This window comes from Piscinibacter gummiphilus (assembly GCF_032681285.1).
GTDB classification, from domain to species: Bacteria; Pseudomonadota; Gammaproteobacteria; order Burkholderiales; family Burkholderiaceae_C; genus Rhizobacter; species Rhizobacter gummiphilus_A.
In genome coordinates this window covers 2,920,801-2,947,086 of the sequence record NZ_CP136336.1, presented here as the reverse complement: position 1 = coordinate 2,947,086, position 26,286 = coordinate 2,920,801, and the positions used below count along the sequence as shown (strand labels likewise).

Below are 26,286 nucleotides of genomic sequence, written 5' to 3'. Positions count from 1 at the left end.
GCGCTAAGGCGTCGGCTTTTGCGAGGGCTCGGGCGTCGCGCTCGAATCGTCGGTCGTCAGGTCCCACACCGCGATGAAGAGGGCGGCGATCACCGGCCCGATCACGAAGCCGTTGATGCCGAAGAGCGACATGCCGCCGATGGTGGAGATGAGCACCACCCAGTCGGGCATGCGCGTTTCCTTGCCCACGAGGATGGGGCGCAGCAGGTTGTCGACGAGGCCTATCACGAGCGTGCCGAAGGCGATGAGGCCGACGCCCTGCGCCACCTGGCCCATCGACAGCAGGTAGATCGCGATCGGCCCCCACACCATCGCCGCGCCCACGGCTGGCAGCAGCGACAGGAAGGCCATCACCACCGCCCACAGCACGGCGCCCGGAATGCCCAGCACCAAGAGCGCCACGCCGCCGAGCGCGCCTTGCAGCAGCGCCACGAGGATGTTGCCCTTGACGGTGGAGCGCACGACGGCGCTGAAGTTCTTGGCCAGGCGCGCCTGCACGGCCGGGTCGAGCGGCGTGGCGTGGCGGATGCGCTGCATCAGCCGCGGCCCGTCGCGCAGCAGGAAGAAGAGCAGGTAGACCATCACGAAGAAGTTGACGGCGAAATCGAGCGTGCCCTGGCCCACGAGCCACAGACGCTTGGCGATGGGCTGCGAGCCGCCGGCCGCGCTTTGCTTCAGCCGTTCCTGCACGCTCGACAGATCGCCAAGCCCGGCCCCTTCGAGCAGGCGCGTGGCCCAGGCGGGCAAGGCGCGCATCAACTGGCGGTAGTAGGCGCCGAGGTCGATCTCGCCCGAGCGAAGTTTCTCGACCAGCGTGCTCGCCTCCTGCACCACCATGCCCGAGACCAGCACTGCAGGCAGCACCACCAGCAGCAGCACGAGCAGCGTGGTGAGAACGGCGGCCCAGGTGGGCTTGAGCCGCAAGCTCGCCTGCAGGCGCTTGTGCAGTGGTGTGAAGAGGATGGCGAAAGTCACCCCCCACAACACCGCTCCGAACATCGGGAAGATCACCCACAGGAAGGCGGCCGACACGGCCACCAGCAGGGCGACGAATGCTTTTCGTTGGAGGTCTTCTGTCTGCATTGCCCCGCTCGGGCAATCGACGTTCCCGCCATGGTGCATAAGATGTCTGCCATCCAAGCAGCACGGAGACCCACCGGATGGCACGACACCGCGATGGCAGCGCAGGCGATGCGAACTACGGCCGCATCGGTGCGGGTTACGTGAACTACCGGCAGCCGGAGGCGCAGATTGCCGCGCTCATTCGGCGAGCCCTGGGCGATGCGAAGACGGTGCTCAACGTGGGCGCGGGCGCCGGCTCCTACGAGCCGCAGGGCCTGGCGGTGACGGCGGTGGAGCCCTCGGCCTCGATGCGGGCGCAGCGGCCGGCGCACCTGCCGGTGGCGGTGGATGCGCAGGCCGAGCAGCTGCCGTTTGCCGACGGGAGCTTCGATGCGTCGATGGCGACCTTCACCGTGCACCAGTGGGCCGACCTTGGCGCCGGCCTGCGCGAAATGCGCCGCGTGACGCGCGGGCCGGTGGTGGTGATGAGTTGTGCGCCCGACGAACTCGACCGCTTCTGGCTGCAGGACTACGCGCCAGAGGCGATCGAGGTGGAGGCGAAGCGCTTCCCGCGCATCGACGAGATCGCATCGCACCTGGGCGGGCGCGTCGAGGTGTGGCCGGTGCCCATTCCGCTCGCGTGCAGCGACGGTTTCGGCGAGGCCTATTACGGCCGGCCCGAGCGGCTGCTCGACCCTGGCGCGCGCCAGGCTTGTTCAGCATGGAGCTTCGTGTCGGCAGAGGTGGTGGAGCGCTTTGTGAACGCGCTGCGGCGTGACCTCGACAGCGGCGAGTGGGACCGCCGCCACGGCCACCTGCGGCAGCAGCCGAGCTTCGAAGGGTCGCTCAAGCTGGTGGTGGCGCATCGTGGGTAAGCGCTGATCGGGGCCGCGAATACCTGCGGTTATTCTTCCCGGCCTCCAGAACAAGACCCCGCCGCCCCATGCCGCCGCGCACGCCCGCCACGCCCCCGAAACGCCGCACCCAGACCGAACGCAAGCAAGACGCCGAGCAGCGGCTGCTCGACAGTGCCGTGGAACTCATCGGCCGCAAGGGCGTGAACGGCATGACGCTCAGCGAGGTGGGTGAGATGGCGGGCTATAGCCGCGGCCTGGTGTCGCACCACTACGGCAGCCGCGAGGCCTTTTTGCGGGTGGTGGCGCAGTCGCTCCGGCAGCGTTTCGTCGATGCCGAGCAGCAGACGCACCACGAGCCCGGGCTCGATGCGCTGATCGCCAATGTGGAGCTCTACCTTTCGGGCACGGGCCCGGCCTCGCGTGCGGTGAACGTCATGCTCACCGAGGCCATCGTGGGCGGGGGCAGCCTGCTCGAAGACATGCGCGCGTTCACGGCGACCTCGCGCAAGTTCTATGCGAATCAGATCCGGTTGGGCATCGAGCGAGGCGAGATGCGCAAGGACCTCGACCCGGAAGCGCAGGCGGTGATGATCCTCGGCATGCTGCGGGGGGTGGCCGCACAGGCGCTGCTCGACGACAAGGTGCAAAAGAGCAAGCTGCGCTCGGAAATCGTGGCGACGATCCGGCGGATGCTCGTGGCCTGATCTCGGTGGGCCCGCGGCGCGATGGCGCTACCGGGTCAGAGCCAGCGCCACAGGTGCACGAGCCACGACGGCACGCGGCGGGCAGGGCGGTAGTTCTGTCGAAGATGGGCATTCATGGGGTGCCTTTCGCGAGTACTGTATGAAACAACAGTATATGCAGCGCAGGGCGCAACGCAAGGCCCGGAGTTGCCCCGGCCAGAACGGGCGTCGTGCAGGTGACGGCGCGCGGCCCGGGCGCGCGCTTGAATGAAGGCTGGTCCATCTCACGGAGACCCCCGATGACGGCAAGACCCGCCAAGGCCTGCATCGTCGGCGCCTACGAGCACCCGACACGCAAGGCGCCCGACAAGACCGTTGCCCAGCTGCACGCCGAGTCGGCAGCTGGCGCGCTGAAAGACGCCGGCCTCACCAAGGACGACATCGACGGCTACTTCTGCTCGGGCGACGCCCCCGGCATGGGCCCGACCTCGATGCTCGAATACATGAACCTCAAGGTGACGCACGCCGAGAGCACCGACCTCGGCGGCACCTCGTACATCTCGCTCGTCACGCACGCGGCCGACGCCATCGCGGCCGGCCGTTGCAACGTCGCGCTCATCACGCTCGCCGGCCGCCCACGCAGCGAGGGCCTGACCGGCACCGCCCCGCGTGTGCGCAGTGCCGCCGCGCCCGACATGCCCTGGGAGTCGCCTTTCGGGCTGACCACCGTCAACGGCTACGGCATGGTCGCGCAGCGCCACATGCATCAATACGGCACCACGCCCGAACAGCTGGCGTGGATCAAGGTGGCCGCGTCGCACCACGCACAGCACAACCCGCACGCAATGCTGCGCGAAGTGGTGACGGTGAAAGACGTGCTCGACTCCCCCATCATCAGCGACCCCCTGCACCGGCTCGACTGCTGCGTGGTGAGCGATGGCGGCGGCGCGCTCATCGTGGCGCGGCCCGAGATTGCGCGGCAGCTCAAGCGCCCGGTGGTCAAGCTCATCGGCAGTGGCGAGACGGTGCGCTTTCCGCACCCTGGTGAGATCGACCTCACGGTCTCCGGCACCGCCATCTCGGGCCCGCGTGCGTTTGCCGAAGCGGGGGTGACGCCGGCCGACATCCAGTACGCCTCGGTCTACGACAGCTTCACCATCACCGTGCTCGTGCAGCTCGAAGACCTGGGCTTCTGCCAGAAAGGCGAGGGCGGCCGTTTCGTGGCCGACGGCAACCTGATCTCTGGCGTGGGCCGGCTTCCCTTTAACACCGACGGTGGTGGCCTGTGCAACAACCACCCGGCCAACCGCGGCGGGATCACGAAAGTGATCGAAGCCGTGCGCCAGCTGCGCGGCGAGGCGCACCCCGCGGTGCAGGTGAAGAACTGCAGCCTGGCGCTGGCCACCGGCACCGGCGGCAACCTCGCGAGCCGCCACGGCAGCTCGACCATCATCCTCGAGCGTGAATGAACATGAGCACGACAGAAAGAACCCTTCCCAGCCCGCCGATGAACGCCGAGGCCGAAACCTTCTACGCCGCCGCACGCGAAGGCCGCTTCATGCTCAAGCGCTGCGCCGACTGCGGCAAGACGCACTGGTACCCGCGCGCCGTGTGCCCGCATTGCTTCAGCAGCGCCACCGAATGGGTGGCCGGCAGTGGCCGTGGCGTCATCTATGCCTTCAGCCCGATGCGGCGCGTCGACCCGCCGTACACGCTGGCCTACGTGACGCTCGCCGAAGGGGCGACGATGATGACCAACCTGGTCGATTGCAACGTCGATGCGCTGGCCATTGGGCAGAGCGTGAAGCTCGTGTTCAAGCCGAGCGAAGACGGCACGCCAGTGCCGTGTTTCACGCCGACCTGAAGAGCTCGACAGCGGCGGTTGCGCCGAGCGTGGCGGAGCTTCTCAGCTCGAAGCCCGCGACGCACCGCGCCGTGCCAGCGTGGCCACGGCTTGCACCAACTGCAGCGGCTGCAGCGGCTTTGCGCAGTGCAGGTCGAATCCAGCCTCGAGCACGTGCTGCTTGTCTTGATCGCGTGTGAACGAGGTGAGGGCGATCGAAGGCAGGCGGCGCCCGGAGGAAGTCTCGCGCCGGCGCACTTCGCGGATCAGGTCGTAGCCGTCTTTTCCCGGCATGCCGATGTCGCTGACCATCACGTCGGGCGCCCTGCGCTCCAGCACACCCAGTGCGTCGTCATGGCTCGATGCCATCTCGACCAGCGCGCCGCGGTCCGCGAGGATGATGTTGAGCATGGCGCTCGCATCGGCGTCGTCGTCGACCACGAGCACGCGCACGCCATTGAGGCCGCCCTCGGCTTCGTCGGCCAGGGCCTCGTCGAAAGCCGTGACCGGGTCGGAGCTGCCTTGCAGGCCGGTGTCGTAGGGCAGCACGATGTCGAAGCGGGCGCCTTGGTTTTCGCCGTCGCTCTGGACGGTGATCACACCCCCGTGTGCTTCCACCAACTGCTTCACGATCGACAGGCCGAGCCCCAGACCGCCCCGCTTGCGGTTGCTGCCCGCGTCGCTCTGAGTGAACCTGTCGAAGAGATAGGGGAGGAAGGCCGAGGAAATGCCGCGCCCCTGGTCAATCACCGACAGGTGCAGCGCGTCGGCCTCGTCGCGAAGCTCGACCCGCACTTCGGTGCCAGGGGGCGAGAACTTGATCGCGTTGCTGACGAGGTTCCAGATGACCTGCTGGAGCCGCGATCCGTCGGCGCGGATGGGGCGATGGCGGGGCTGGAGGCTCACGCGCAGAGAGACCCCTGCCTCAGCCGCGGTGTCTTGCATGGCGGCGAGCGCTTCGGTCAACAAGGCGGCCGGGTCGATCATCTCGAACGACAGCATGAGCTTGCCCATGTTGAGGCGGGAGGTGTCGAGGATGTCGGAGATCAGCCGTGCCTGGATGCGCACGTTGCGCTCGATGGCGGCCATCCCGCGGGTGTAGGTCGCATCGCCGCCGCGCTTCTGCAGCACGTGGGTCCAGCCCATGATGGCGTTGAGCGGCGTGCGCAGCTCGTGCGAGAGCACGGCGATGAGCTCGTCTTTCATCCGGCTCATGCGTTCGGCGGCGGTGCGCGCCATGCGCTCGCTGTCGAGCAGCTGCTGGCGTTGATGCACGAGCTGGTTGCGCTCGGAGACGTCGGTTGCCACGGCGATGTGCAGGCCGGGCTCCACGTCGCGCGACAGCACCCACGCGAGCTGCACCTCGACGCCTGCGGGCGTGCGCACGGGGAACTCGGCCTTGCCGTGCCCCGCCTGAGGGGCGCCGAGCCAGGCGCGAAGGTTGTTGTCCCAGGGGGACGGCACGAAGGCGACGAGCTCCTGCCCGATCACCTCTGCGGAGCCCCGGCCCAGCAAGTCGAGCATCTTCGCGTTGGCATCGCGCACCCGGTAGTCCTCGCCGAGCAGGCAGATGCCGCCGGGTGCCTGGTCGTAGATGGCGCGAAAGCGCCGCTCGCCGCGCCGCATGGCTTCTTCGGCCGCACGCGTGCGCACGAGAGCCTGCACGGTGGCCACGAGCACGGCCGGCTCGACGGGGTGGGTGAGGTACGCGTCGGCCCCGGAGTCGAGGCCCCGCACCTTGTCCTGGTCGCTGGTGAAGGCTGCGGTGAGGTGCAGCACGGGCAGTCGCGCGGTATCGGCGCGCGTGCGCAGGCGCCGCACCAATTCGTAGCCGTCGATGTCGGGCAGGTGCACGTCGAGCACGACCACGGAGATGCTTTCGTCGATCGCCTCGAGCCCCGTCAGGCCGGTGGAGGCCTCGCGGGTACGAAAGCCGGCGTTCTGGAGCGTGCGCACCGTGGCATAGCGGCTGGCCGGGTCGTCGTTGACGACGAGCAGTTCATGCGCCGTGCGGTCGATCGGGTGCGGCAAGGCACTGCGATGGGTGTCGAGGGTCATGGCGTCACCTCGCGATGGGTTGCGCCGGCGCGTCGGGGCGGCGCAGCGGCAGCGTGACGGAAAACACCGATCCCTTGCCCAGCTCGCTCTGCAGCGACACCGAGCCGCCCAGCAGCTCGGCGAGCTTCTTGCTGAGCGACAGGCCAAGCCCCGTGCCCCGCAGGCGCTTCTGGATGGGGGAGTTGACCTGCACGTAGTCCTGGAAGATCGCGTGCTGGAATTCCTTGGCGATGCCGATGCCCGTGTCGGCCACGGCGAAGGTGATCGATTCGTCACCCACCCGGGTGGCCGAGACGCGCACCTCGCCCTTCTCGGTGAACTTGAGCGCGTTCGAGACGAAGTTGCGCAGGATCTGCGAGAGCTTCTTGTCGTCGCTGTACATGGGCAGCGACTGCTGCGGCTCCTCGAAAACGAGGGTCACGTCGGGGTTGGTCAGCACGGGCTTGAACATGCCGCGCAGGGCTGAGAAGAGGTCGACGAGTTCAAACCACGCTTCCGAGATGTCGACACGACCGGCTTCGACCTTGGCCAGGTCGAGCAGGTCGTCGACCATGTCGGCAAGCTCCCCGGCCGTGCCCTGGATGAAGCGGACCTGCTTGTCCTGCTCGGGCGTCAGCGGGCCGTCCACGTGGTCGATCAGCAGGCGCGAGAGGCTGCGGATGGTCGAGATCGGCGTGCGGAACTCGTGGCTCATGTAGGCGAGGAAACGGCTCTTCAGTTCGGTGGCCTGGCGCAAGTGGTGGGCTTGGGTGTCGAGTTCGCCATACAAGGCGACGACGCCGCGATTGGTTTCTTCCAGCTCGTCTTGCAAGGTCTGCACCTGCTGGCGCAGCTGGGCGATCAAGTCTTCGTCGGCCATGGTCACGACCTCCGGATGACAACCACCGTGGCGTCGTCGCGGCCACGGCTGTGCTCGCGCAGCAGCCACGCCGCGATCACCAGCGGGTCGCTTTGCAGCAGGCCGGGCGTGTCGGCCAGCGTCCAGCGACTGGCAACGCCATCGGAGTGCAGCACCACGAGCGCATGTGCCGGCCACTCGTAAGAGGCTTCCTGGATGCGCCGGATCTGCAAGCCGACCGTGCCGTGCTGCGAGAGAAGCGAACGATCGTCGACGCCGGAGATGATGCGTCCGGCGATGTTGCCCGCGCCCGCGAAGACCACGGTGCCGCGCGCCGCATCGAGCTGCGCCACGGCGGCAGCGGCGCCGCGGGTGACGCGCAGGGCAGCGTGGCTGCGTTCGAGGATCTGCGCCGGTGACGCGCCGTCGGCGGCGGTGTCGAAGACCTTGACCGCCGCGAGCGAGGCTTCGGCCGCGCCGGGGCCGTGGCCCAGGCCGTCGGCCACGACGACGCTGGCCGACGCGCCGTTGATGCGGAGGGCGTAGGCATCGCCGCACACAGTCTCACCCGGTGCGCAGGTCGACAGGCCCGCCGCACGGAAGCTCCCGCTGGCCACCGCGCGCCGCTGGGCGAAGACACGGGCCACCGCGATCGTGCCGCGGCCGGGGGTGGAGGTGATCGAGAACTCGTCGGACATGCGTTCGATCGCGCCCAGCCCGGTGCCGGGTGTCCCGCCGCTCGAATAGCCGTCGCGCCGGCAGGCCGCCAGATCGGCCATGCCCGGGCCCTCGTCGACCGACAGCATCTCCACGCCTCCACCTGTGGGCAGGTCGTGGCGCGCGGCGAGCATCAGGCGGCCGCCGTGGGCATGGCGCACGAGATTGGTGCCGAGTTCCGTGGCCACGAGTGCCGCGCGGCCGCTGGTCTCTTCATCGAAGCCGAGGCTCTGCGACAAGCGCGCGACGGCGCGCCGTGCTTCGCCGACCTGGCTGGCATCGAGGAGGTCGATCGCGAGGTGCGAGCCCAACGCGTCACTTCCAGCGGGTGATCGTCACGCAGGTGCCCTCGCCGGGCGCCGTGCGGATGTCGAAATCGTTGACCAGGCGTCGGCTGCCCGAGAGGCCCATGCCCAGGCCGCCACCGGAGGTCCAGCCATCGGTGAGGGCTTGTTCGAGGTCCGGAATGCCCGGGCCCTTGTCCTCGAAGGCGAGCTGCAGGCCAGTCTTCGCCCCGTTGCTCACGATCTCCCAGCGCATCTCGCCGCCGCCGCCGTAGACGAGCGTGTTGCGCGAGAGCTCGCTGGCGGCGGTGATCATCTTGGTCTGGTCGACCAGCGAAAACTTGAGCTGCTGGGTGAGCTTGCGCACGAGCTGCCGGCTCAGGACGATGTCCTGCTCGGACCGCACGGGCGCGCTGCCGCTGAGCGCCTCGTCAGCCGGTGATGGAGTCAAGGCCGTCCTCCTGGGCAGCAGCGTTCAGGAGCCGCATGCCACGCTCCACGTTCAGCGCGGTGCTCACGCCTTCGAGCGAAAGGCCGAGCTCCACCAGCGTGATGGCAACGGCAGGCTGCATGCCCACGACGACGGTCTTGGCATCGAGCACGCGCGCCACGCCGGAGATGTCGGCGAGCATGCGCCCGATGAAGGAGTCGACGATCTCGAGTGCCGAGATGTCGATGAGCACGCCCCGTGCGCCTGTGGCTTCGATCCGGGTGGCCAGGTCTTCCTGCAATGCCATGGCGATCTGGTCCTGCAGGTCGACCTGGATGGTCACCAGCAGGCAATTGCCCATTTGCAGGATCGGAATCTTCTGCATGGTGGGGACGCTCAAACCTTGTTGCGAGAGACGGTGTAGCCGAGTTTCTTCAGTGCAAGCGACAGCGCATCCGCGAGGGTGGCCTTGGTGGTCACGCCCTGCAGGTCAATGCCGAGGTGAACGATCGTCTGTGCGATCTGCGGACGAACGCCGCTCACGATGCAGTCGGCGCCCATCAGACGGATGGCCGTGACGGTCTTGAGCAGGTGTTGTGCCACCAGCGTGTCCACGGTGGGCACGCCGGTGATGTCGATGATGGCGATCTCGGCGCCAGTCTCGACGATGCGCTGGAGCAGTGCCTCCATGACGAGCTGCGTGCGGGCGCTGTCCAGCGTGCCGATCATGGGGGTGGCCAGCACGCCGTCCCACAGCTTGACGACAGGGGTCGACAGCTCCAGCAACTCTTCCTGCTGGCGCGCGATGACCTCTTCGCGCGTGCGCTGGTAGGTGGCCATCGTGTGCTGCGCCATCTGGTCGACGATGCTGGAGAGCGCCCAGGTTGCAGCGACCATCTCGGCCGGCTTGTCGGCGAGCTGCTTTTGCATGGCCATGAAGAGCGGGCGCTTGAACGACAGCACGAATTGGCTCGTCTCGGAGGCGCTGGAGCCTTGCGCGGCGCGTGAGCGGGAGAGGTTGCCGAGCAGGTTGCGCAGCGCGGCCCAGGAGGCGTCGTCGAGCCGCGCCATGTCGCCGCCGCCCTGCACGCCGGCGTCGAATGCCTGCAGCAGCCCCGAGGCATCGGCTTGCGCGCTCGCACTTTGTGGGCCGGTCGCGGAGGTGGCGACTTCTTTCAGCCAGTCTTGAAGGACCTGCGGGCCGTGCGCTTTCAGAAGCTGCGCAATCGCGTTGTTCTCTTGTTTCATGCAGTCTCTCTGAGAGTGAACGACGGTGGGAAATGACGGGCGATATTACCCCTGGCGCCCCGGTCGAAGGGCGGTGTAGGACAAGGCCTACGCAGGGTCAGTCGGGTCGGCGAAGCGACGCTTCGTAAGGCTCGATGCGGGCCATCTTGAACGAGGGCCGCGCCTGCACTTTTTCCCACCACGCCACCGTCAATGGGTGGATGGCGAGCGCCCCGGGGTTGAGCTCGCCGATGCGCATCACGAAGGGCACGGCGGCGATGTCGGCGATGGAGTACCCCTCGCCGAGCAGCCAGCCGTGCGGGCTCTCTTCCAGCATCGCATCCATCTTGTCGAGCAGCTTCAGCAGGCCGCGCATCGCCTCGGCCTTCTCGTCGTCGGTGTAGGGCTTGCGGGCCACGCGCGTCCAGGCCTCCTTGCGCTCGGCGGTGGGGATGCGGGCCAGGCGCTCCGCAAGTTGGGCATCGTTCCACTGGCCGGCCACCGGCTGCATCGAGATGCTCCAGTTGAAGACGATGAGCTTGGGCAGGCAGTGCTCGTCGATCCAGCGCACGAAGTTGCGCATCACGGCGCGCGCATACGGGTCGGCGGGGCGCAGCGGCGGGGTGGGGTAGAGCTCGTCGAGGTACTCAGCGATCACCGAGCTTTCGTACAGCACGCGCTTGCCGTGCAGCAGCGTGGGCACCACGCCGTTGGGGTTCATCGCAAGGTACTCGGGCGAATGCTGTTCGCCTTTCACCATGTCGACGAGGCGGCTGTCGTAGGCGATGCCTTTTTCGGCCAGGCACAGACGCACGCGGCGCGAGGCGCTGGAGCGCCAGCCATGGAAGAGGGTGAAGCTGTCGGTCGAAGGTGTGCTCATGGGACGAGGATGGCCGCGCCGGTGGTCATGCGGCTTTCGAGTTCACGGTGGGCTTGCTGCGCGTCGCGCAGCGCATAGCGGCGGTCGACCTCGGCCTTGACGGCTCCCTTGCGCACGGCGGCGGCGAAGACCGACGCGGAGTGCTGCAACTCTTCGCGCGTGGCGATGAAGCTGCGCAGCGTGGGCCGGCAGACGGTGAGCGACTTGGCGTGCAGGCGCTGCAGGTCGAAGGCTTCGACGTCGCCCGAGGCGGTGCCGAAGTTGATGGCCATCCCTCGCGTCTGCAGGCAGTCGAGCGAAGGGATGAAGACGTCCTTGCCGACCGCGTCGTACACCACCGCCACGCCCGCACCGTGGGTGATCTCGCGCACGCGCTCGACGAAGTTCTCGCGCCGGTAGTCGATGACGTGGTGGCAGCCGTGGGCCAGCGCAATCTCCCGCTTGGCCTCGGAGCCGACCGTGCCGATCACCTCGGCGCCGAGCGCGCGCGACCACGCCGAGAGGATCACGCCCATGCCGCCGGCCGCCGCATGCACGAGCACGCGGTCGCCATGCTGCACGGCATAGAGCCGGTGCAGCAGGTACTCGGCCGTCATGCCGCGCAGCAGCGTGGCCGCGGCCGTCTCCAGGGTGAGACCCGCGGGCAGCAGCAGCGTGCGGCTCGCGGGCACGTTGCGCATGGCGGCGTAGGCGCCGGGGTGCACGTAGGTCACCGCCTGGCCGACCTCGAAGCCCTGCACGCCCGCGCCCACCGATTCGACGACACCCGCCCCCTGCGAGCCCAGCACCACCGGGAACTGCGTGGCGCCGTGCGGCCCGTGCGCGCCCTGGCGTTGGTAGACATCCGCGTAGTTGAGCCCGATGGCGTGCTGAACAATGCGCAACTCGCCTGGGCCGGGGTCGGGCACCTCGATGTCGGTGAACTCGAGAACTTCGGGGCCGCCATGCCGGCGGGCGAGGACAGCAGGACGCAGCAGCGTGCTCATCAGGGTGCGTTGTATATATAAAGTGACTTTTGATATATTAGATCATGGACCTGATTCTGGCCCGTCAAACTGCTGCAGGCTCCGGCGCGAGCCTGCAGGACCGCATCCGCATCGCCGTGGAGCAGGAGATCCTCTCGGGCAGCTGGCCGCCCGGCAGTGCCATCGACGAGAAGGCGCTCGCCGCGCAGTTCAAGACTTCGCGCACGCCGGTGCGTGAGGCGCTGCTGGTGCTGGCCACGCAAGGCCTGGTGCAGATCGCGCCTCGCTCCGGCATCTACGTGCGCAAGGCCACACCGGCCGAGCTGGTGGCCACGCTCGAAGCGCTGTCGGAGCTGGAGTCGATCGTCGCGAGCCTCGCCGCGCGCCGCGCGACCGGCGAGCAGTGCAAGGAACTCGAGGCTGCGCTGGTCAAGGCCTCAGGGTTCGCGGAAGCACAAGACCGCCGCGGCTACGAGAAAGCCAACGCCGTGCTGCACGAGCTCATCTACAAGGCGAGCGGCAACCCGGTGCTGGTGGAGCATGTGCGCTCGGTGCGCCGCACGCTCGCTGCCTACCGCCAGCGCAGCATGGACAAACCCGGCCGCCTGAAGGCGTCGGACAAAGAGCATCGCACCATCGTGCAGGCCATCCGCGACGGCGACGCCGCGGCGGCGGCACGGGCCATGCACCAGCACATCGATCTCGGTGGCGACGCGATGGTCCAGCTCGTGCTGGCCGCGCAGACGACCGCCGAGACCCTTTCCTCCAACCCGACAGCTGCCCAACCCACGCCGCCACCCGCGGCCAAGAAGAGAAAGCCTCGCAAATGAGCCTCGCCGCACCCACCCCCAAAGCCACAGACAGGATGATCCACGCCGAAGACCTCTTCCCCGAGGTCGAGACGGCCCAGGGGCGGGTGCGAGGACTCAGCAGCGACGGGGTGCACGCCTTCAAGGGCCTGCGCTACGGTGCCGACACCGGCCGCGCGCGGCGCTTCCGCGCGCCCGAACCGCCACCCACCTGGACGGGCGTGCGCGACGCCACCAACTACGGCCAGTTCGCACCGCAGGCGCCGTCGAGCCGCCAGCGCGACTACGCCGACATGATCACCTTCGACATCCAGGGCGGCGGCATGGGCGAAGACTGCCTCGTGCTCAACCTCTGGACCCCCACGCTCCATCGCAACGCGAAGAAGCCGGTCATCGTGCACTTGCACGGCGGCGGCTGGTACGGTGGCTCGGGCAACGCGCCGGGTTGCGATGGCGCGATGCTCGCGAAGCATGGCGATGCGGTCGTCGTCACGCTCAACCACCGGCTGGGCGCCTTCGGTTTTCTCGACCTCTCGTCGCTCAGCAACGACTACGCCAACTCGGGCGTGATGGGCATGCTCGACATCGTGGCCGGCCTGCGCTGGCTGCGCGAGAACGTGGCTTCCTTCGGAGGCGACCCCGAGCGCGTGCTGGTATTCGGCCAGTCGGGCGGTGGTGCAAAGACGAGCACGCTCATGGCCATGCCCAAGGCGGCCGGGCTCTTCCACCGCGCCGGGGTGATGAGCGGCTCGGTGCTCAAGCTTGCGACGCCCGAATACGCCGCCGCCCAGGCCGAGCGCTTCCTGCAGGTGCTGGGCCTCAGCCGCGCGCAGATCCCGCGCCTGCACGAGATGCCGATGCAGCAGCTGCTGGCCGCGCAGGTCACGCTCGAGATGGGCGACCGCTCGCGAGGCGAAGCGCCGCGCAGCTTCGCGCCGGTGGCGCAGGCGGGCAGTGCACTGCCGCGCCACCCGTTCGAGCCCGATGCGCCGGAGGTGTCGGCCCACGTGCCCATGATCATCGGCACCACGCTCGACGAGCGCAGCTACCGCACCGTCAACTTCGACCTCGACCAGGCCGGGCTCGAAGCCTTCTTCCAGCAGCGCGCGGGCGCCGACGCCGAGCTGCTGCTGAAGGAATACCGCGACGAAGACCCGAACGCCAGCCCCTACCTGATGCAGGTGAGGCTCGACACCGACATGGGGTTTCGCCGCGCCGCCCACCTGCAGGCCGAGCGCAAGGCGGCCGCCCTCGGCGCGCCGGTGTGGGCCTATCTCTGGCGTGCCCCGAGCCCCGCGTATGGCGGCCGATTCGGTGCGACGCACGGCGTCGACATCGGCCCGAGCATGCACGACATCCGCCGCGCGCTGAACGGGCCGATGGACAGCCAGCGCCGCCTGGCCAGGATGATGTCGTCGGTGTGGGCGTCGTTTGCCGCGAAGGGCAACCCCAACAACGACAAGCTCCCGCACTGGCCGAGCTACACGCTGCCCGCCCGCTCGACGCTCGTGATCGACACCGACCACGAGACCGTGATCGACGACCCGCGCAGCGCACTGCGCAAGTACTGGACGGAGCGCGCCGCCTGAGGTGAGCGGGCCCAGCGGCCGAAGGCGAATCCGGCGATGATGCGGGGGTTCCTGGACCACCGCTTCATCGCCGCATGAGCTTCGTTCCCGCCAGCCGTCCTTCCTCCTCGCAGCTGACCGACCACGCCTGGCACTTCGCCTTCGTCGGGCGTGAGCTCCTGATCCCCGAAGCCGACAGCATCGCGCTGCAGCCGCTCACCGCCGCGCTGCTGGCGCCGCTGGCCACCGGCAAGCACTACCTGGGTACGCTCGCCAGCGTCGACTGCTGGGCGCTGGTGCTGCCCGAAGCGCCGCCGGGCTGGCGGCCCACGCCGCTGCGCGCCGCGATGATGGCCTTGCCGCCCGAGGTGAGCGCACTCGCCGGCCGTGCGGCGCAGGTGGTGGAATGGGACCGCAGCCACCGCTTCTGCGGTGTGTGCGGCACGCCCACCGACCTGCACCCGGGAGAACGCTCGCGGGTGTGCCCCTCGTGCGGCCACACCGCCTACCCGCGCGTGAGCCCCGCGATGATGGCGCTGGTGTGGCGTCCGGGCGAGCTGCTGCTGGCGCGCTCGCCGCACTACGCGAAAGGCATGTACAGCGCGCTCGCCGGTTTCGTCGAAGCGGGCGAGTCGCTCGAAGAGTGCGTGCACCGCGAGGTGGCCGAAGAGGTGGGTGTGAGCGTCGAGAACCTGCGCTACTACGGCAGCCAGAGCTGGCCCTTCCCGCACAGCCTGATGTGCGCCTTCACCGCACGCTGGGCGGGCGGCGAGATCGTGCGGCAGGAAGACGAGATCGAAGACGCGCAGTGGTTCCCGCTCGACGCCTTGCCCAACGTGCCGCCGAGGTTTTCGGTCTCCGGCCACCTGATCCGCGACACCGTCAAGGCCATGCAGGACGGCACGCTCGCCTAGCCGTCACGGAACGCGGTTTGCTGCGCCGTCCACACGACTGCGCAGGAGACCGCACCATGAAAGCCCTTTGCTGGCACGGCAAGAAGGACATCCGTTACGACACGGTGCCCGACCCCAAGATCGAGCACCCGCGCGACGCCATCATCAAGATGACGAGCTGCGCCATCTGCGGCTCCGACCTTCACCTCTTCGACGGCTTCATGCCCGGCATGGAGAAGGGCGACGTCATGGGCCACGAGTTCATGGGCGAGGTGATGGAAGTCGGCCCCGAGAACAAGAAGCTCAAGGTCGGCGACAAGGTGGTGGTGCCCTTCACCATCTGCTGCGGCGAATGCGAGCAGTGCCGGCGCGGCAACTTTTCGGTCTGCGAGACGACCAACCGCAACAAGGACCTGGCCGACAAGGTGTTCGGCCACACGACGGCGGGCCTCTTCGGCTACACGCACCTCACGGGCGGCTATGCCGGTGGGCAGGCAGAGTTCGTCCGCGTGCCGTTTGCCGACGTGGCGCCGGTGAAGATTCCCGACGGGCTCTCCGACGAGCAGGTGCTGTTCCTCGGCGACATCTTCCCGACCGGCTGGCAGGCGGCTGTCGCCTGCGACATCCAGTCCACCGACACGGTGGCGGTGTGGGGCGCGGGGCCGGTGGGGCAGTTCGCCATCCGAAGCGCGGTGATGCTGGGCGCGAAACAGGTGATCGCGATCGACCGGCTGCCTGAGCGGCTGTCGATGGCCAAGGCGGGCGGCGCCATCACGATCAACTTCGAGGAAGAAAGCGTGATCGAGCGGCTGCAGCAGCTCACCAAGGGCAAGGGCCCCGAGAAATGCATCGACGCCGTCGGCATGGAAAGCCACGCCACCCACGCCATCGACGGCCTCTACGACCGCGCCAAGCAGGCGGTGATGCTCGAGACCGACCGCCCTCATGTGCTGCGCGAGATGATCTATGTGTGCCGGCCCGCGGGCATCCTGTCGATTCCCGGTGTGTACGGCGGCTTCATCGACAAGCTGCCGATGGGCGCGCTGATGAACAAGGGCCTCACCGTGCGCACCGGCCAGACCCACGTCAACCGCTGGACCGACGACCTGCTGCAGCGCATCGTCGATGGCCAGGTCGACCCATCTTTCGTCATCACCCACACGGCCAGCCTCGAACAGGGGCCCGAGATGTACAAGACCTTCCGCGACAAGCTGGACGGTTGCATCAAGGTCGTCTTGAAGCCCTGATCAGACCCCAAGGAGGAAGAAGATGAACGAGACCCAGAACACGTCCATCCCCGATCCCGCGAACGACAAGCCCATGACCGGGCAGAACGAGTTCGACAAGCCGTCGAGCGGCCCGGCCAAGCCCAAGGCCATGCAGCTCACACCCGAGGCGATGGCCAAGGGCCTGGGCTGGTTCAGCATCGCGCTCGGCGTGGCCGAGTTGCTCGCGCCGAAGGCCACCGCGCAGGCCACTGGCGTCAACTACGGGAAGAACTTGCTGCAAGCCTACGGCGTGCGGGAAATCGCGACCGGCATCGGCCTGCTCACCTCCAAGGACCCGCAGCCCTGGCTGTGGGGGCGTGTGGCCGGCGACGCGCTCGACCTCGCCACGCTGGCGGCCGACCTCGTCTCCAACAGCCACAAGCGCCGCAACACCGCGATGGCGATGATCGCGGTGATGGGGGTCACGGCACTCGACGTGTGGGCCGCCGAGACCGCGCGCCGCGAGGCCGCCCGCACGGCCCAGCCGCCGCGCGACTACAGCGATCGTGTCGGCATGGCGCTCCCGCCCGACGAGATGCGCGGCAAGGCGCGCGAGGCAATGCAGTCGGCACAGGACCTGCAGACGCCGTCGGCGCTCAAGCCGTACACACTGCACTGACGCCAACCACCCACGGGAGCTGCCATGCGAGTTGCTCTTTCTGTTGCCGTCGTGAGCACCTGGGCGGCGCTCGCGTCACCGGCCCAGGCCACCCTCACCACCTTCGACGAGTTGCCCTGGCGCCCCATCGAGTCGTTCGCGGACTACCCGGTCGACACGCAGTACGCCTCGCTCGGCGTGACCTTCGATCTGGGCTACCTGCTGCAGACCTACTACCCGTCGAACCCGCCTGCGCACCCGAACCAGTATTTGCTCGGGGCCCACGACATGCGGGTGACCTTCAGCGGCGCCTCGTTGCCCACGCACGTGAGCTTCAACATGAGCTCGCCCTATGGCGCGGCGTCGGAGTCCTACGTGGCGGCACTCGACGCCCAGGGCAACGTGGTGGGGCGCGGCCGCACCGGCGGCACCTATCCGGTCGGCAATGAAGAGCCGCCCTACGAAGGCCAGGACCTGCCGTACCAGGCCAACCGCTACGTCAGCTTCTCGGCGGCCTCGGGCATTGCCGCGCTGAGCTTCTACGATGCCTACGGGTCGCGTCTGTCGACCTCGATCGACAACCTGTACTTCGGCCAGGTGGCGGCGGTGCCCGAGCCGGCCTCGATGGTGCTCGGTGCCGCGGGCCTGGGGGTGCTGGCCTGGGCGCGGCGCCGCCGCAAGCGCTGAGGGCGACGGGCGACAGCGTTCAACGCGTCGTCTGAGGCGCCGGGCGTGCTGGCGCGGCCGGCTCCGAGATCTGCTCCAGTGCTTCGCCGGCCTTGCCTTCGTCGGCCTTCACCGCGAGATCTCCGAGCGAGACGATGCCGACCAGTTGCTGTGTGCGGTCGACCACCGGCATGCGGCGCAGCTGGGCTTCCCGCATCGCCTCGATCACATCGTCGACCGACTGGTCTTCATAGCACCAGCAAGGCTCGGCCGTCATCACATGGCTGAGCGGCGTCTGGTCGTTGGCACGGTTGTGGGCCACGGCGCGCAGCACGATGTCGCGATCGGTGACCATGCCGACGAGGTGGTCTCCATCGCAGACGGGGATCACGCCGACGTCCATCTCTTCCATCGCCTGCGCGGCGCTGATCACCGAATCGTGCGGAGAGAGGGTCCGCACGCCACGGGTCATCACGTCGGCAATTTGGGTCATGGCCGGTCCTTTCTACCGTCAACGGTGCGAGCCGCGGGCGGACTCGCGGGCCTTGCCCCGGTTCGGGTGGCGTGGGGTGCTGATGCCGTGGCTCGCGCCAGGCGTCTCCTCGTTGGGCTCCGCGGGCACCCAGTCGCTGCTGGGCGAGGAGGGCGATTCGCCCGGGCCTGCGGCCGGCTCGACGGTGGCCTCGGCGGGGGCGGTCTCCAGCGGGTCGGTGGGGAGGGGCTTCTTGCGCTTGCGCAATCGGAGGTACATCTTTGGAATCCTCTGTGGCAGTGCTTGGCACTCGGGGTGCGGCAAGTGCCATTCCCGTGGGCAGACCGGGTTGTCACGCAGGTGTCGGGCGCCGAAGGGAATTCCCTCGCTTGTGCTGGTTGCATCCGCTAGTAGAGAATTTCTCTACTACGACGACCGCTCACTCGACAGGAGAACGAATGCCCTACGCCACCCAGCGCGTCATGCACGACGCCGACAGCCACCTGATGGAAACGCCGGACTGGATCTCGTCCTATGCCGACCCCGACATCCGCGACCGCTTGAAGCCGCTCAACCTCGCCAAGGCCGGCAGCAGCACCTACGAGCACATCCAACGCCAAGTCGAGCGGGTGAAAGACGCCGAGAAGACCGCAGCGATCAGCAGCAATGTCGTCGCCGGCCCGAAAGGCTGGGCTGCCCTCGGCGCCATTGCCGCGGCCGAGCGCCCGCAGGCGCTCGACGACCTGGGCTTTGCGAGCCAGCTGGTCTTCTCCACCTTCGCGGGTGGGCAGTACCTCTCGCATGAAGAGGTGGAGGTGCGCTACGGCGGCGCCCGCGCGCACAACCGCGGCATCACCGAGTTCTGCAAGGTCGACAAGCGCCTGATCGCCGTCGGCCAGGTGTCGCTCTCGGAGCCTGAGCTGGCATTGCGCGAGATCCGCGAAGGCATCCGCATGGGCTGCGGTGCCTTCTGGATTCCGAGCCAGCCCGCCGGCGAGCGTGCCCCCGGCCACCCCGACCTCGACCCCATCTGGCGCGAGCTGAGCGAGTCGCGCATCCCCTTCATGCTGCACGTGGGTGCAGGTGCGTCGATCCAGCCCAAGGGCTACGACCAGACCGGCCGCCCACGCCCGCCCGATGTGCATGGCGGTGGCGAGAACCTGCGCTTCCGCGACCTGGTGGCGCTGCCGATGGCGCCGCAGCTCTTCATCTCGTCGATGGTGAGTGACGGGGTCTTCGAGCGCTTTCCGACGCTGCGTGGCGGTGTGATCGAGCTGGGCGCGGGCTGGGTGCCGCAGTTCCTGCGCAGCCTCGACATCGCACACGGCATCTTCGCCAAGAGCGACCCGATGCTTGCCTCGTTCAAGCTCAAGCCCTCGGAGCAGATCCGCCGTGCGCTCAAGTTCACGCCGTTCCCGAGCGAAGACGTTGGTCGCATGATTGCCGATGCGGGGCCCGAGCTCTTCCTCTTCTCGAGCGACTACCCGCACCCCGAAGGCACCAACGACCCGATCGGCCGTTTCGAGCGTTCGATGGGGGCGTTGTCCGACGAGGCACGCACGCAGTTCTATTCGAAGAACTTCGAAGACATGATGCAGGCCGCCTGAGCGCTGCACGCACACACAACATCGAGGAGACAAACATGAAATGCACAAGCGCGGCCCGTGCGGCCGTGGCCTTGGCGGGCGCGCTCGCGGCTGTGGGCGCCTCGGCGCAGTCGAGCGTCACCATCTTCGGCGGTGTCGACGGCAATGTGACCCGCGTGCGCTCGGAAGGGCGCGGCAGCATGTGGCAGGTGCGCGATGCCGGCAACTACGTCACCAAGATCGGCTTCACCGGCAACGAAGACCTGGGTGGCGGCTACCGCGCGCACTTCTATCTGGAATCGCAGGCAAGCAGCGACACCGGCAACGGCGTGCCCACCAACACCAACAACCGCGTCACCGGCTCGAGCACGGGTGGCGGCCTCACCTGGAACCGCAAGGCGACGGTGAGCCTCTTCACACCGATGGGCGAAGTGCGCTTCGGGCGCGACTACACGCCGCCGTTTGCGCCGGTCGCGTACTTCGACCCGTGGGGCACCGCCGGTGTGGGCAGCTCGGTCAACCACCAGCCCATCTACAAGGGCACGCTTGCGCTGCCCACGCTCGTGCGGGTGAGCAACTCGGTGGCCTATCACATCCCCCGCAGCTGGGTGAACGGGCTGCAGGTGTATGTGCAAGGCGCGGCAGGCGAGGGCACGGGCCCGCGTTTCATGGGCATCGGCAGCACCTACCTCAACGGGCCGCTGCTGGTGGCCGGCGGCATCTCGCGCACCGATGCGCCGCTCACCGACATGGGCACCGCGCTCACTGCGCCCACGGTCTCGTCCGACAACAAGCTGATGGTGTGGTCGCTCGGCGCCTGGTACACACTGCCGGGTAACGTGAAGATCATGGGCTTCCGCCACTCGCAGACGCTCGACCGCTATGGCTCGCTGGCCACGCCCAGCATCGGCACCGAACTCGACCGCGAGGTGACCGACTCGCTCGTCGGCGTGAGCTGGGGCCTGAGCACGTACACCCTCAAGGCCTCGTATGTGCTGCGCGACGACAAGGGGCGCGAGAACGCCGACTCGCGGCAGATCGCGCTCGGCGTGACCAACAACCTCTCCAAGCGCACCGCGGTCTACGTGACGGCCGTGCAGATCGAGAACAAGAACACCGCGAGCTACAACTACATCTCCTCGGGCTTCAACCCGGTGGCGGGCGGCACGGCGCGGGCGATCCAGGCGGGCATCGCGCACAATTTCTGAATGCCTGACCCCATCTACGACAGCCCCCACTACACCCTCTACGGCTCGCCGATCAGTTACTTCACCGGCAAGGTCCGCGCCTATCTCGACTGGAAGCAGCTCCCCTACCGGGAGGTGCTCGCCAGCGCCGAGGTCTACAAGGAGGTGATCCTGCCGCGCGTGGGGTTCGCCGTCATCCCGGTCGTCACGAGCGACCGCGGCGAGACCCTGCAAGACAGCACCGACATCATCGATGCGCTGGAGGCGCGGCAAGGCGGGCCGGCCGTGGTGCCCGCCACCGGCGTGCAGCGCCTGGCCGCTGCGCTGTTGGAACTCTATGGCGATGAATGGCTGGTGATTCCGGCCATGCACTACCGCTGGCACCACAACCGCGAGTGGGCGATGCGCGCCTTCGGCGAACTCAGCATGCCGCATGCGACACCCGAGGAGCAGCTCGCCATCGGCACCAAGCGCGCCGGCCCGTTCGCCCAGGCCGCCGTGCTGCTGGGCGCGGCCACACCGGCGATGCAGCAGGCAGTGGAGCGTTCATATGAGGCGCTGCTGGCCGAACTCGATGCCCATTTCTCGCAGCTGCCGTATGCGCTCGGCACGCGACCGTCGACCGCCGACTTCGGCCTCTACGGCCCGCTCTACGCCCACCAGTACCGAGACCCGGCCAGCGGCGCGTTGATGCGCCGGCTTGCGCCGAACGTGGCGCGCTGGGTGCAGCGGCTGGAGACGCAGACAGCGCCGCTCGCCGGCGACTTCCTTCCCGGCGACGAGATCGCGCCCACGCTGCTGCCGGTGCTGCGCCGCCAGATGCGCGAGCAGATGCCGGTGCTGGCCGACAGTGCCCGCCACCTCGAAGCCTGGCTCGCGAGCCACCCGGGCGAGCGCATTCCGCGCGCGATCGGCTCGCACCGTTTCGTGCTCGAAGGCGAGGAGGGCGAGCGCATCGTGCGGCCCTACAGCCTCTGGATGATGCAGCGCGCGCGCGACGTCTACGTCAGCCTCTCCGGCAGCGAGCGCGTGCGGGCCAACGCCTGGCTCGACAGCATCGGCGGCCAGGCCTTCCGTGACTACCAGGGCCCGCCGCGACTGGTGCGCAGCGGGCTGAGCGTTGCCCTGGCTTGACCTTGCCACGGGGGGAAGCTTTAGAGTGCCCCTCATCCCGTCATGCCTTGTGACGAGGCCCTCTGATAACCTCGCCGTCGTGAAGCAGCTCCGCCTCTGGCTCATCGTCTTGCTCGTTGCCTTGCTCCCCGTGCGCGGGGGCATGGCGGCGGCCATGCTGTGCGGGCCGATGGGGACGTCGGGCCATGCCGAGCAGCGTGTCGACGCCCCTGAGCATCACGGGCATCACCACGCGGGCGCCGAGGCGGCGCACGCCCATCATGGCGAGGCTGCCGGCGCCGGCGAGGCCCACCACGATGGCGCCGGCCACGACAACAAGTGCACCATGTGCTCGGCCTTCTGCTCGGCCACCCCGTTGCCGAGCGCCGTGCCCCAGCTCCCCGAGCCGGCCACGGTGGGCGCCACGCAGTTCGCCGACCTCGACGCGCCGGCGCCCACGTTCCAGTCGGGCGGCCCCGAGCGCCCACCCCGAAGCATCTGACCCATCGGGGGCCTCCGCGCGAGGCCCGATGGCGCTCGTGCGCACGACGCACGGGCACGGCCCGACCGATCCCTCACTGGGGTTCGAGAGGGCGACTCAGATGTCTTCCACACCATGAACCACACACTTCCACGGCGTGTGCCCGCAGGGGCCCGCCTCACCGTGGCCGCCTCGGCCGCGGTGATCTTGCTCGCGGGCTGCGCCTCGTTTTCGCCCGATGGCGGCATGGGTGCGGTCTCCGAGCTGACGCGTGAGCGCACGGGCCAGCGGGTGAGCCTGCAGCGCTCGCCTGACCAAGCCGACACCGTCAGCGCCCGCGTGGCGGAGCTTCTCAAGGCACCGCTCACCGCCGATGGCGCCGTCGAGCTCGCGCTGCTCAACAACCGTGGCCTGCAGGCGAGCTTCAGCCAGCTCGGCGTGGCCGAGGCCGACCTCGTGCAGGCCGGGCGCATGCGCAACCCGGTGTTCAGCTTCGGCCGGCTCGCCGCCGCCGGCGTGGTCGAGATCGAGCGCGCGATCATGTTCGACGTGCTGAGCCTCGTCACGATGCCGATGGCCCGGAAGGCGCAGCAGCGCCAGTTCGAGCAGTCGCAGTTCCAGGCGGCGTATGAGGCGGTGGGCGTGGCCTCGGACACCCGCCGTGCCTACTTCAACGCCGTGGCCTCGCAGGAGCTGGTGCGCTACTTCCAGCAGGTGAAGGATGCGGCCGATGCCTCCAGCGAGCTGGCCCGGCGCATGCTCGCCGCGGGCAACTTCAACAAGCTGGCGCAGATGCGCGAGCAGTCGTTCCAGGCCGACGCGACGGCTGGGCTCGCGCGTGCGCAGCAGCAGGCCCTGGCCGACCGCGAGCGGCTCACGCGCTTGCTCGGCCTCTCGGGCGATCAACTGTGCTTCACGCTGCCCGAGCGTCTGCCCGACCTGCCCGAAGCGCCCACCGAGCCGAAAGACGCCGAGCAGACCGCCCTCGACAAGCGCCTCGACGTCCTGATGGCCAAGCGCGGCACCGAAGCCACGGCCAAGTCGCTCGGGCTCACCCGCGCCACGCGCTTCGTCAATGCGCTCCACGTGGGCTACCAGAACAAGAGCGAGACCGACAGCCCGCGCGCCAACGGCTACGAGCTGGAACTGGAGCTGCCGCTTTTCGACTTCGGCAGCGTGCGCAGCCGGCGTGCGGAGGCCGCCTACATGCAGGCGGTGCACCGCACGGCGGAGGTGGCGCTCAACGCCCGCTCGGAGGTGCGCGAGTCGTATGGCGCCTACCGCACCGCGTATGAGCTCGCGCGGCACTACCGCGACGAGGTGGTGCCGCTTCGCAAGCGCATCTCGGAAGAGAACCTGCTTCGCTACAACGGCATGCTCATCGGCGTCTTCGAGCTGCTGGCCGATTCGCGCGAGCAGGTGAGGAGCGTCACCGAATACGTGCAGGCCCTGCGCGACTTCTGGGTCGCCGAGACCAATCTGCAGACCGCGCTCACCGGCCGCTCGCCCGCTGCGAGCGCCGCCTCGTCCATGACACCGGCTACCGGCGCCGAAGCGCCGGCCGGCCACTGAGAGAACGACCATGTCTCAACGCAGAGATTTCTTCCGCACCGCCGGCGCCCTGGCGCTCGGCGCCACCGCGGTCAGCCGCGTCGGCGCGGCGTCATTGCCCGAAGCGGTCTACCAGACTTCGCCGACGATGCAGCCCCCGCTCGTGCCGCCCAACGGCCGCCCGTACAACCCGGTGGCCACGCTCAACGGCTGGTCGCTGCCCTGGCGCATGAACAACGGCGTCAAGGAGTTCCACCTCGTGGCCGAGCCGGTGGTGCGCGAGATGGCGCCCGGCATGAAGGCCAAGCTCTGGGGCTACAACGGTTCGAGCCCGGGGCCGACCATCGAGGCCGTGGAAGGCGACCGTGTGCGCATCTTCGTCACCAACAAGCTGCCCGAGCACACGGCGGTGCACTGGCACGGCGTGCTGCTGCCCAACGGCATGGACGGCGTGGGCGGCCTCACGCAGCCGCAGATCGCACCCGGCAAGACCTTCGTCTACGAATTCACGCTGCTGCGCCCGGGCACGCACATGTACCACCCGCATGCCGACGAGATGACGCAGATGGCGATGGGGATGATGGGCATGTTCATCATCCACCCGAAGGACGTGCGGCAGATGCGCGTCGACCGCGACTTTGTCTTCCTGCTCGCCGCCTATGACATCGAGCCCGGCGCTGCCACGCCGAAGACGGCCGAGATGACCGACTTCAACCTGTGGACCTGGAACAGCCGCGTCTTCCCCGGCATCGACCCGCTGGTGTGCCGCACCGGCGACCGCGTGCGCGTGCGGGTGGGCAACCTCACGATGACCAACCACCCCATCCACATGCACGGGCCGCACTTCGTGGTGACCGGCACCGATGGCGGCTGGGTGCCGCCCTCGGCACGCTGGCCCGAGGTGACGACCGACGTGGCCGTGGGCCAGATGCGCGCTTTCGAGTTCGATGCGATCGCTGGCGACTGGGCCATCCACTGCCACAAGTCGCACCACACGATGAACGCGATGGGGCACGACGTGCCCAACATGATCGGCGTCGACCACAAGGGCGTGGCCGAGCGCATCGCCAAGCTCGTGCCCGACTACATGGTGATGGGCGACAAGGGCATGGCCGAGATGGGCTCGATGGAGATGCCGCTGCCCGACAACACGCTGCCGATGATGACCGGCACCGGCCCCTTCGGCCCGCTGGAGATGGGCGGCATGTTCAGCGTGGTGAAGGTGCGCGACGACGTGGCCCGTGGCAGCTACAAGGACCCGGGCTGGTTCAAGCACCCGCAGGGCAGCGTGGCCTACGAGTACACCGGCGAAGTGCCCGCGCCGACGCGGGCCGACGCCCCCAAGCCCGATGCGAAGACGCTCGACGTGCGCAAGCCCACGGGCGGCCACGAAGGCCACCATTGATTCGAAAGGACAGCCCCATGTTCACCTTGAAGCTCATGCTCGTGTCCGCTGCGTTCAGCGCGGCAGCCGCCTTCGCCCACGGCGACGCCCCGCACGCCGGCACGGCGCGCTCCTTCGACGCCAGCCGGGTCGAAGACACCGCCTTCGGCCGCGAGGGTGACCCCGCCAAGGCACGACGCACCATCCGCGTGGAGATGGCCGACACCATGCGCTTCACGCCGGCCGAGATCACCGTCGAGCGTGGCGAGACGGTGCGGCTCGTCGCCACCAACAAGGGCCAGGTGCTGCACGAGATGGTGCTCGGCACGCCCGATGAACTCAGGAAGCACGCCGAGATGATGAAGAAGCACCCCGGCATGGAACACGACGAGCCGCACATGGCGCACGTCAAGCCCGGCGCCAGCGGCGAGATCGTCTGGCAGTTCACGAAGCCGGGTGTCTTCCAGTTCGCCTGCCTGATCCCGGGTCACTTCGAGGCCGGCATGGTCGGCAAAGTGACCGTCACTTCCAAACCCCAGCGTTCCAAGGAGTCCTCATGAAACTCGCATCTTTCGTGGCCACGATCGCCGTGGCGTTCTCCGCATCCGCCTTCGCCCAGTCCGCGCCGCTCGTGAATGGCGAGGTGCGCAAGATCGACAAGGAGCAGGGAAAGATCACGCTCAAGCACGGGCCGATTCCCAACCTCGAGATGGAGGGCATGACCATGGTCTTCCGCGTCTCGGATGCCAAGCTGCTCGACGCCGTGAAACAGGGCGACAAGGTGAAGTTCACCGCCGACAAGGTGAACGGCGCCTTCACCGTCACGTCGATCCAGGCGGCCAAATGAGCTGCATCCGTTCCAAGGA

Annotated in this window: 29 protein-coding genes; 18 read left to right on the top strand and 11 right to left on the bottom strand. The window is 68.4% G+C overall.

Going from position 1 to position 26,286, the window contains the following annotated elements:
• Positions 1 to 3: 3 nt before the first annotated feature.
• Positions 4 to 1,083 (bottom strand): AI-2E family transporter, encoded by a 1,080-nt coding sequence (locus tag RXV79_RS13805; RefSeq protein WP_316698182.1) that lies wholly within the window; start codon positions 1,081 to 1,083, stop codon positions 4 to 6.
• A 77-nt stretch (positions 1,084 to 1,160) separates the two neighbouring features.
• Here RXV79_RS13805 and RXV79_RS13800 point away from each other — a divergent pair, with 77 nt between their 5' ends.
• From RXV79_RS13800 to RXV79_RS13785, 4 genes are all read left to right on the top strand, one after another.
• Positions 1,161 to 1,937, top strand: a complete 777-nt coding sequence (locus RXV79_RS13800) for a class I SAM-dependent methyltransferase (RefSeq protein WP_316698181.1) — start codon at positions 1,161 to 1,163, stop codon at positions 1,935 to 1,937.
• Positions 1,938 to 2,005: 68 nt separating this feature from the next.
• Positions 2,006 to 2,623 (top strand): TetR/AcrR family transcriptional regulator, encoded by a 618-nt coding sequence (locus tag RXV79_RS13795; RefSeq protein ID WP_316698179.1) that lies wholly within the window; start codon positions 2,006 to 2,008, stop codon positions 2,621 to 2,623.
• A gap of 278 nt (positions 2,624 to 2,901) precedes the next feature.
• Complete coding sequence (locus RXV79_RS13790) at positions 2,902 to 4,071, top strand: thiolase domain-containing protein (RefSeq protein ID WP_316698177.1); 1,170 nt, start codon at positions 2,902 to 2,904, stop codon at positions 4,069 to 4,071.
• Positions 4,072 to 4,073: 2 nt separating this feature from the next.
• Positions 4,074 to 4,466, top strand: a complete 393-nt coding sequence (locus RXV79_RS13785; protein ID WP_316698175.1) for a Zn-ribbon domain-containing OB-fold protein — start codon at positions 4,074 to 4,076, stop codon at positions 4,464 to 4,466.
• Between the two features lie 42 nt (positions 4,467 to 4,508).
• Here RXV79_RS13785 and RXV79_RS13780 read toward each other — a convergent pair whose 3' ends face one another.
• The 8 genes from RXV79_RS13780 to RXV79_RS13745 all read right to left on the bottom strand — a co-directional run bounded on the left by RXV79_RS13780 (position 4,509) and on the right by RXV79_RS13745 (position 11,865).
• The gene (locus RXV79_RS13780) at positions 4,509 to 6,503 is read right to left on the bottom strand and encodes a hybrid sensor histidine kinase/response regulator (protein ID WP_316698174.1); all 1,995 of its coding nucleotides are present in this window, start codon (positions 6,501 to 6,503) and stop codon (positions 4,509 to 4,511) included.
• 4 nt (positions 6,504 to 6,507) lie between these two features.
• On the bottom strand, positions 6,508 to 7,362 hold the full coding sequence (locus RXV79_RS13775) for a sensor histidine kinase (protein ID WP_316698172.1): 855 nt from the start codon (positions 7,360 to 7,362) through the stop codon (positions 6,508 to 6,510).
• A gap of 2 nt (positions 7,363 to 7,364) precedes the next feature.
• On the bottom strand, positions 7,365 to 8,369 hold the full coding sequence (locus RXV79_RS13770) for an ATP-binding SpoIIE family protein phosphatase (protein WP_316698170.1): 1,005 nt from the start codon (positions 8,367 to 8,369) through the stop codon (positions 7,365 to 7,367).
• A gap of 4 nt (positions 8,370 to 8,373) precedes the next feature.
• On the bottom strand, positions 8,374 to 8,793 hold the full coding sequence (locus tag RXV79_RS13765) for an anti-sigma regulatory factor (protein ID WP_316698168.1): 420 nt from the start codon (positions 8,791 to 8,793) through the stop codon (positions 8,374 to 8,376).
• A complete protein-coding gene (locus RXV79_RS13760) occupies positions 8,774 to 9,157 on the bottom strand; it encodes an STAS domain-containing protein (protein ID WP_316698166.1) in 384 nt (127 codons plus the stop codon). Before RXV79_RS13760 ends, RXV79_RS13765 begins: the two co-directional genes overlap by 20 nt.
• Before the next feature lie 11 nt (positions 9,158 to 9,168).
• Positions 9,169 to 10,020, bottom strand: a complete 852-nt coding sequence (locus RXV79_RS13755) for an STAS domain-containing protein (protein ID WP_316698163.1) — start codon at positions 10,018 to 10,020, stop codon at positions 9,169 to 9,171.
• Positions 10,021 to 10,117: 97 nt separating this feature from the next.
• Positions 10,118 to 10,879, bottom strand: coding sequence for a glutathione S-transferase family protein (locus RXV79_RS13750; protein WP_316698161.1), 762 nt, complete (start codon positions 10,877 to 10,879; stop codon positions 10,118 to 10,120).
• Positions 10,876 to 11,865: a quinone oxidoreductase family protein gene (locus RXV79_RS13745; protein ID WP_316698160.1), complete on the bottom strand. Its 990-nt coding sequence runs from the start codon at positions 11,863 to 11,865 to the stop codon at positions 10,876 to 10,878. Before RXV79_RS13745 ends, RXV79_RS13750 begins: the two co-directional genes overlap by 4 nt.
• A 44-nt stretch (positions 11,866 to 11,909) precedes the next feature.
• On the opposite strand from RXV79_RS13745, the gene RXV79_RS13740 reads away from it, so the two are divergent.
• From RXV79_RS13740 to RXV79_RS13715, 6 genes are all read left to right on the top strand, one after another.
• Complete coding sequence (locus RXV79_RS13740) at positions 11,910 to 12,674, top strand: GntR family transcriptional regulator (protein WP_316698158.1); 765 nt, start codon at positions 11,910 to 11,912, stop codon at positions 12,672 to 12,674.
• A complete protein-coding gene (locus RXV79_RS13735) occupies positions 12,671 to 14,242 on the top strand; it encodes a carboxylesterase/lipase family protein (RefSeq protein ID WP_316698157.1) in 1,572 nt (523 codons plus the stop codon). Before RXV79_RS13740 ends, RXV79_RS13735 begins: the two co-directional genes overlap by 4 nt.
• A gap of 74 nt (positions 14,243 to 14,316) precedes the next feature.
• The gene (nudC, locus tag RXV79_RS13730) at positions 14,317 to 15,135 is read left to right on the top strand and encodes an NAD(+) diphosphatase (protein WP_316698155.1); all 819 of its coding nucleotides are present in this window, start codon (positions 14,317 to 14,319) and stop codon (positions 15,133 to 15,135) included.
• A gap of 56 nt (positions 15,136 to 15,191) precedes the next feature.
• Positions 15,192 to 16,361: a zinc-dependent alcohol dehydrogenase gene (locus RXV79_RS13725; RefSeq protein ID WP_316698154.1), complete on the top strand. Its 1,170-nt coding sequence runs from the start codon at positions 15,192 to 15,194 to the stop codon at positions 16,359 to 16,361.
• Between the two features lie 22 nt (positions 16,362 to 16,383).
• Positions 16,384 to 17,001, top strand: a complete 618-nt coding sequence (locus RXV79_RS13720; RefSeq protein ID WP_316698153.1) for a hypothetical protein — start codon at positions 16,384 to 16,386, stop codon at positions 16,999 to 17,001.
• Positions 17,002 to 17,025: 24 nt separating this feature from the next.
• The gene (locus tag RXV79_RS13715; RefSeq protein ID WP_316698151.1) at positions 17,026 to 17,667 is read left to right on the top strand and encodes a PEP-CTERM sorting domain-containing protein; all 642 of its coding nucleotides are present in this window, start codon (positions 17,026 to 17,028) and stop codon (positions 17,665 to 17,667) included.
• Positions 17,668 to 17,686: 19 nt separating this feature from the next.
• Here RXV79_RS13715 and RXV79_RS13710 read toward each other — a convergent pair whose 3' ends face one another.
• Positions 17,687 to 18,139 (bottom strand): CBS domain-containing protein, encoded by a 453-nt coding sequence (locus RXV79_RS13710; protein ID WP_316698149.1) that lies wholly within the window; start codon positions 18,137 to 18,139, stop codon positions 17,687 to 17,689.
• A gap of 18 nt (positions 18,140 to 18,157) precedes the next feature.
• Complete coding sequence (locus RXV79_RS13705) at positions 18,158 to 18,397, bottom strand: hypothetical protein (protein ID WP_316698147.1); 240 nt, start codon at positions 18,395 to 18,397, stop codon at positions 18,158 to 18,160.
• 179 nt (positions 18,398 to 18,576) lie between these two features.
• On the opposite strand from RXV79_RS13705, the gene RXV79_RS13700 reads away from it, so the two are divergent.
• The 8 genes from RXV79_RS13700 to RXV79_RS13665 all read left to right on the top strand — a co-directional run bounded on the left by RXV79_RS13700 (position 18,577) and on the right by RXV79_RS13665 (position 26,267).
• Positions 18,577 to 19,725, top strand: coding sequence for an amidohydrolase family protein (locus tag RXV79_RS13700; RefSeq protein ID WP_316698146.1), 1,149 nt, complete (start codon positions 18,577 to 18,579; stop codon positions 19,723 to 19,725).
• A 35-nt stretch (positions 19,726 to 19,760) separates the two neighbouring features.
• The gene (locus RXV79_RS13695; RefSeq protein WP_316698144.1) at positions 19,761 to 20,912 is read left to right on the top strand and encodes a porin; all 1,152 of its coding nucleotides are present in this window, start codon (positions 19,761 to 19,763) and stop codon (positions 20,910 to 20,912) included.
• Positions 20,913 to 22,025 carry a glutathione S-transferase family protein gene (locus RXV79_RS13690; protein ID WP_316698142.1) on the top strand — a complete coding sequence of 371 codons (1,113 nt, stop codon included), beginning with the start codon at positions 20,913 to 20,915 and terminating at the stop codon, positions 22,023 to 22,025. It abuts the gene before it with no gap.
• Between the two features lie 79 nt (positions 22,026 to 22,104).
• Positions 22,105 to 22,506 carry a DUF2946 family protein gene (locus tag RXV79_RS13685; RefSeq protein WP_316698140.1) on the top strand — a complete coding sequence of 134 codons (402 nt, stop codon included), beginning with the start codon at positions 22,105 to 22,107 and terminating at the stop codon, positions 22,504 to 22,506.
• 114 nt (positions 22,507 to 22,620) lie between these two features.
• A complete protein-coding gene (locus tag RXV79_RS13680; RefSeq protein WP_316698138.1) occupies positions 22,621 to 24,057 on the top strand; it encodes a TolC family protein in 1,437 nt (478 codons plus the stop codon).
• A 10-nt stretch (positions 24,058 to 24,067) separates the two neighbouring features.
• Complete coding sequence (locus RXV79_RS13675) at positions 24,068 to 25,441, top strand: multicopper oxidase family protein (protein ID WP_316698137.1); 1,374 nt, start codon at positions 24,068 to 24,070, stop codon at positions 25,439 to 25,441.
• Between the two features lie 17 nt (positions 25,442 to 25,458).
• The gene (locus tag RXV79_RS13670; RefSeq protein WP_316698135.1) at positions 25,459 to 25,980 is read left to right on the top strand and encodes a cupredoxin domain-containing protein; all 522 of its coding nucleotides are present in this window, start codon (positions 25,459 to 25,461) and stop codon (positions 25,978 to 25,980) included.
• Complete coding sequence (locus RXV79_RS13665) at positions 25,977 to 26,267, top strand: copper-binding protein (protein WP_316698133.1); 291 nt, start codon at positions 25,977 to 25,979, stop codon at positions 26,265 to 26,267. Before RXV79_RS13670 ends, RXV79_RS13665 begins: the two co-directional genes overlap by 4 nt.
• The last annotated feature ends 19 nt before the right edge of the window (positions 26,268 to 26,286 follow it).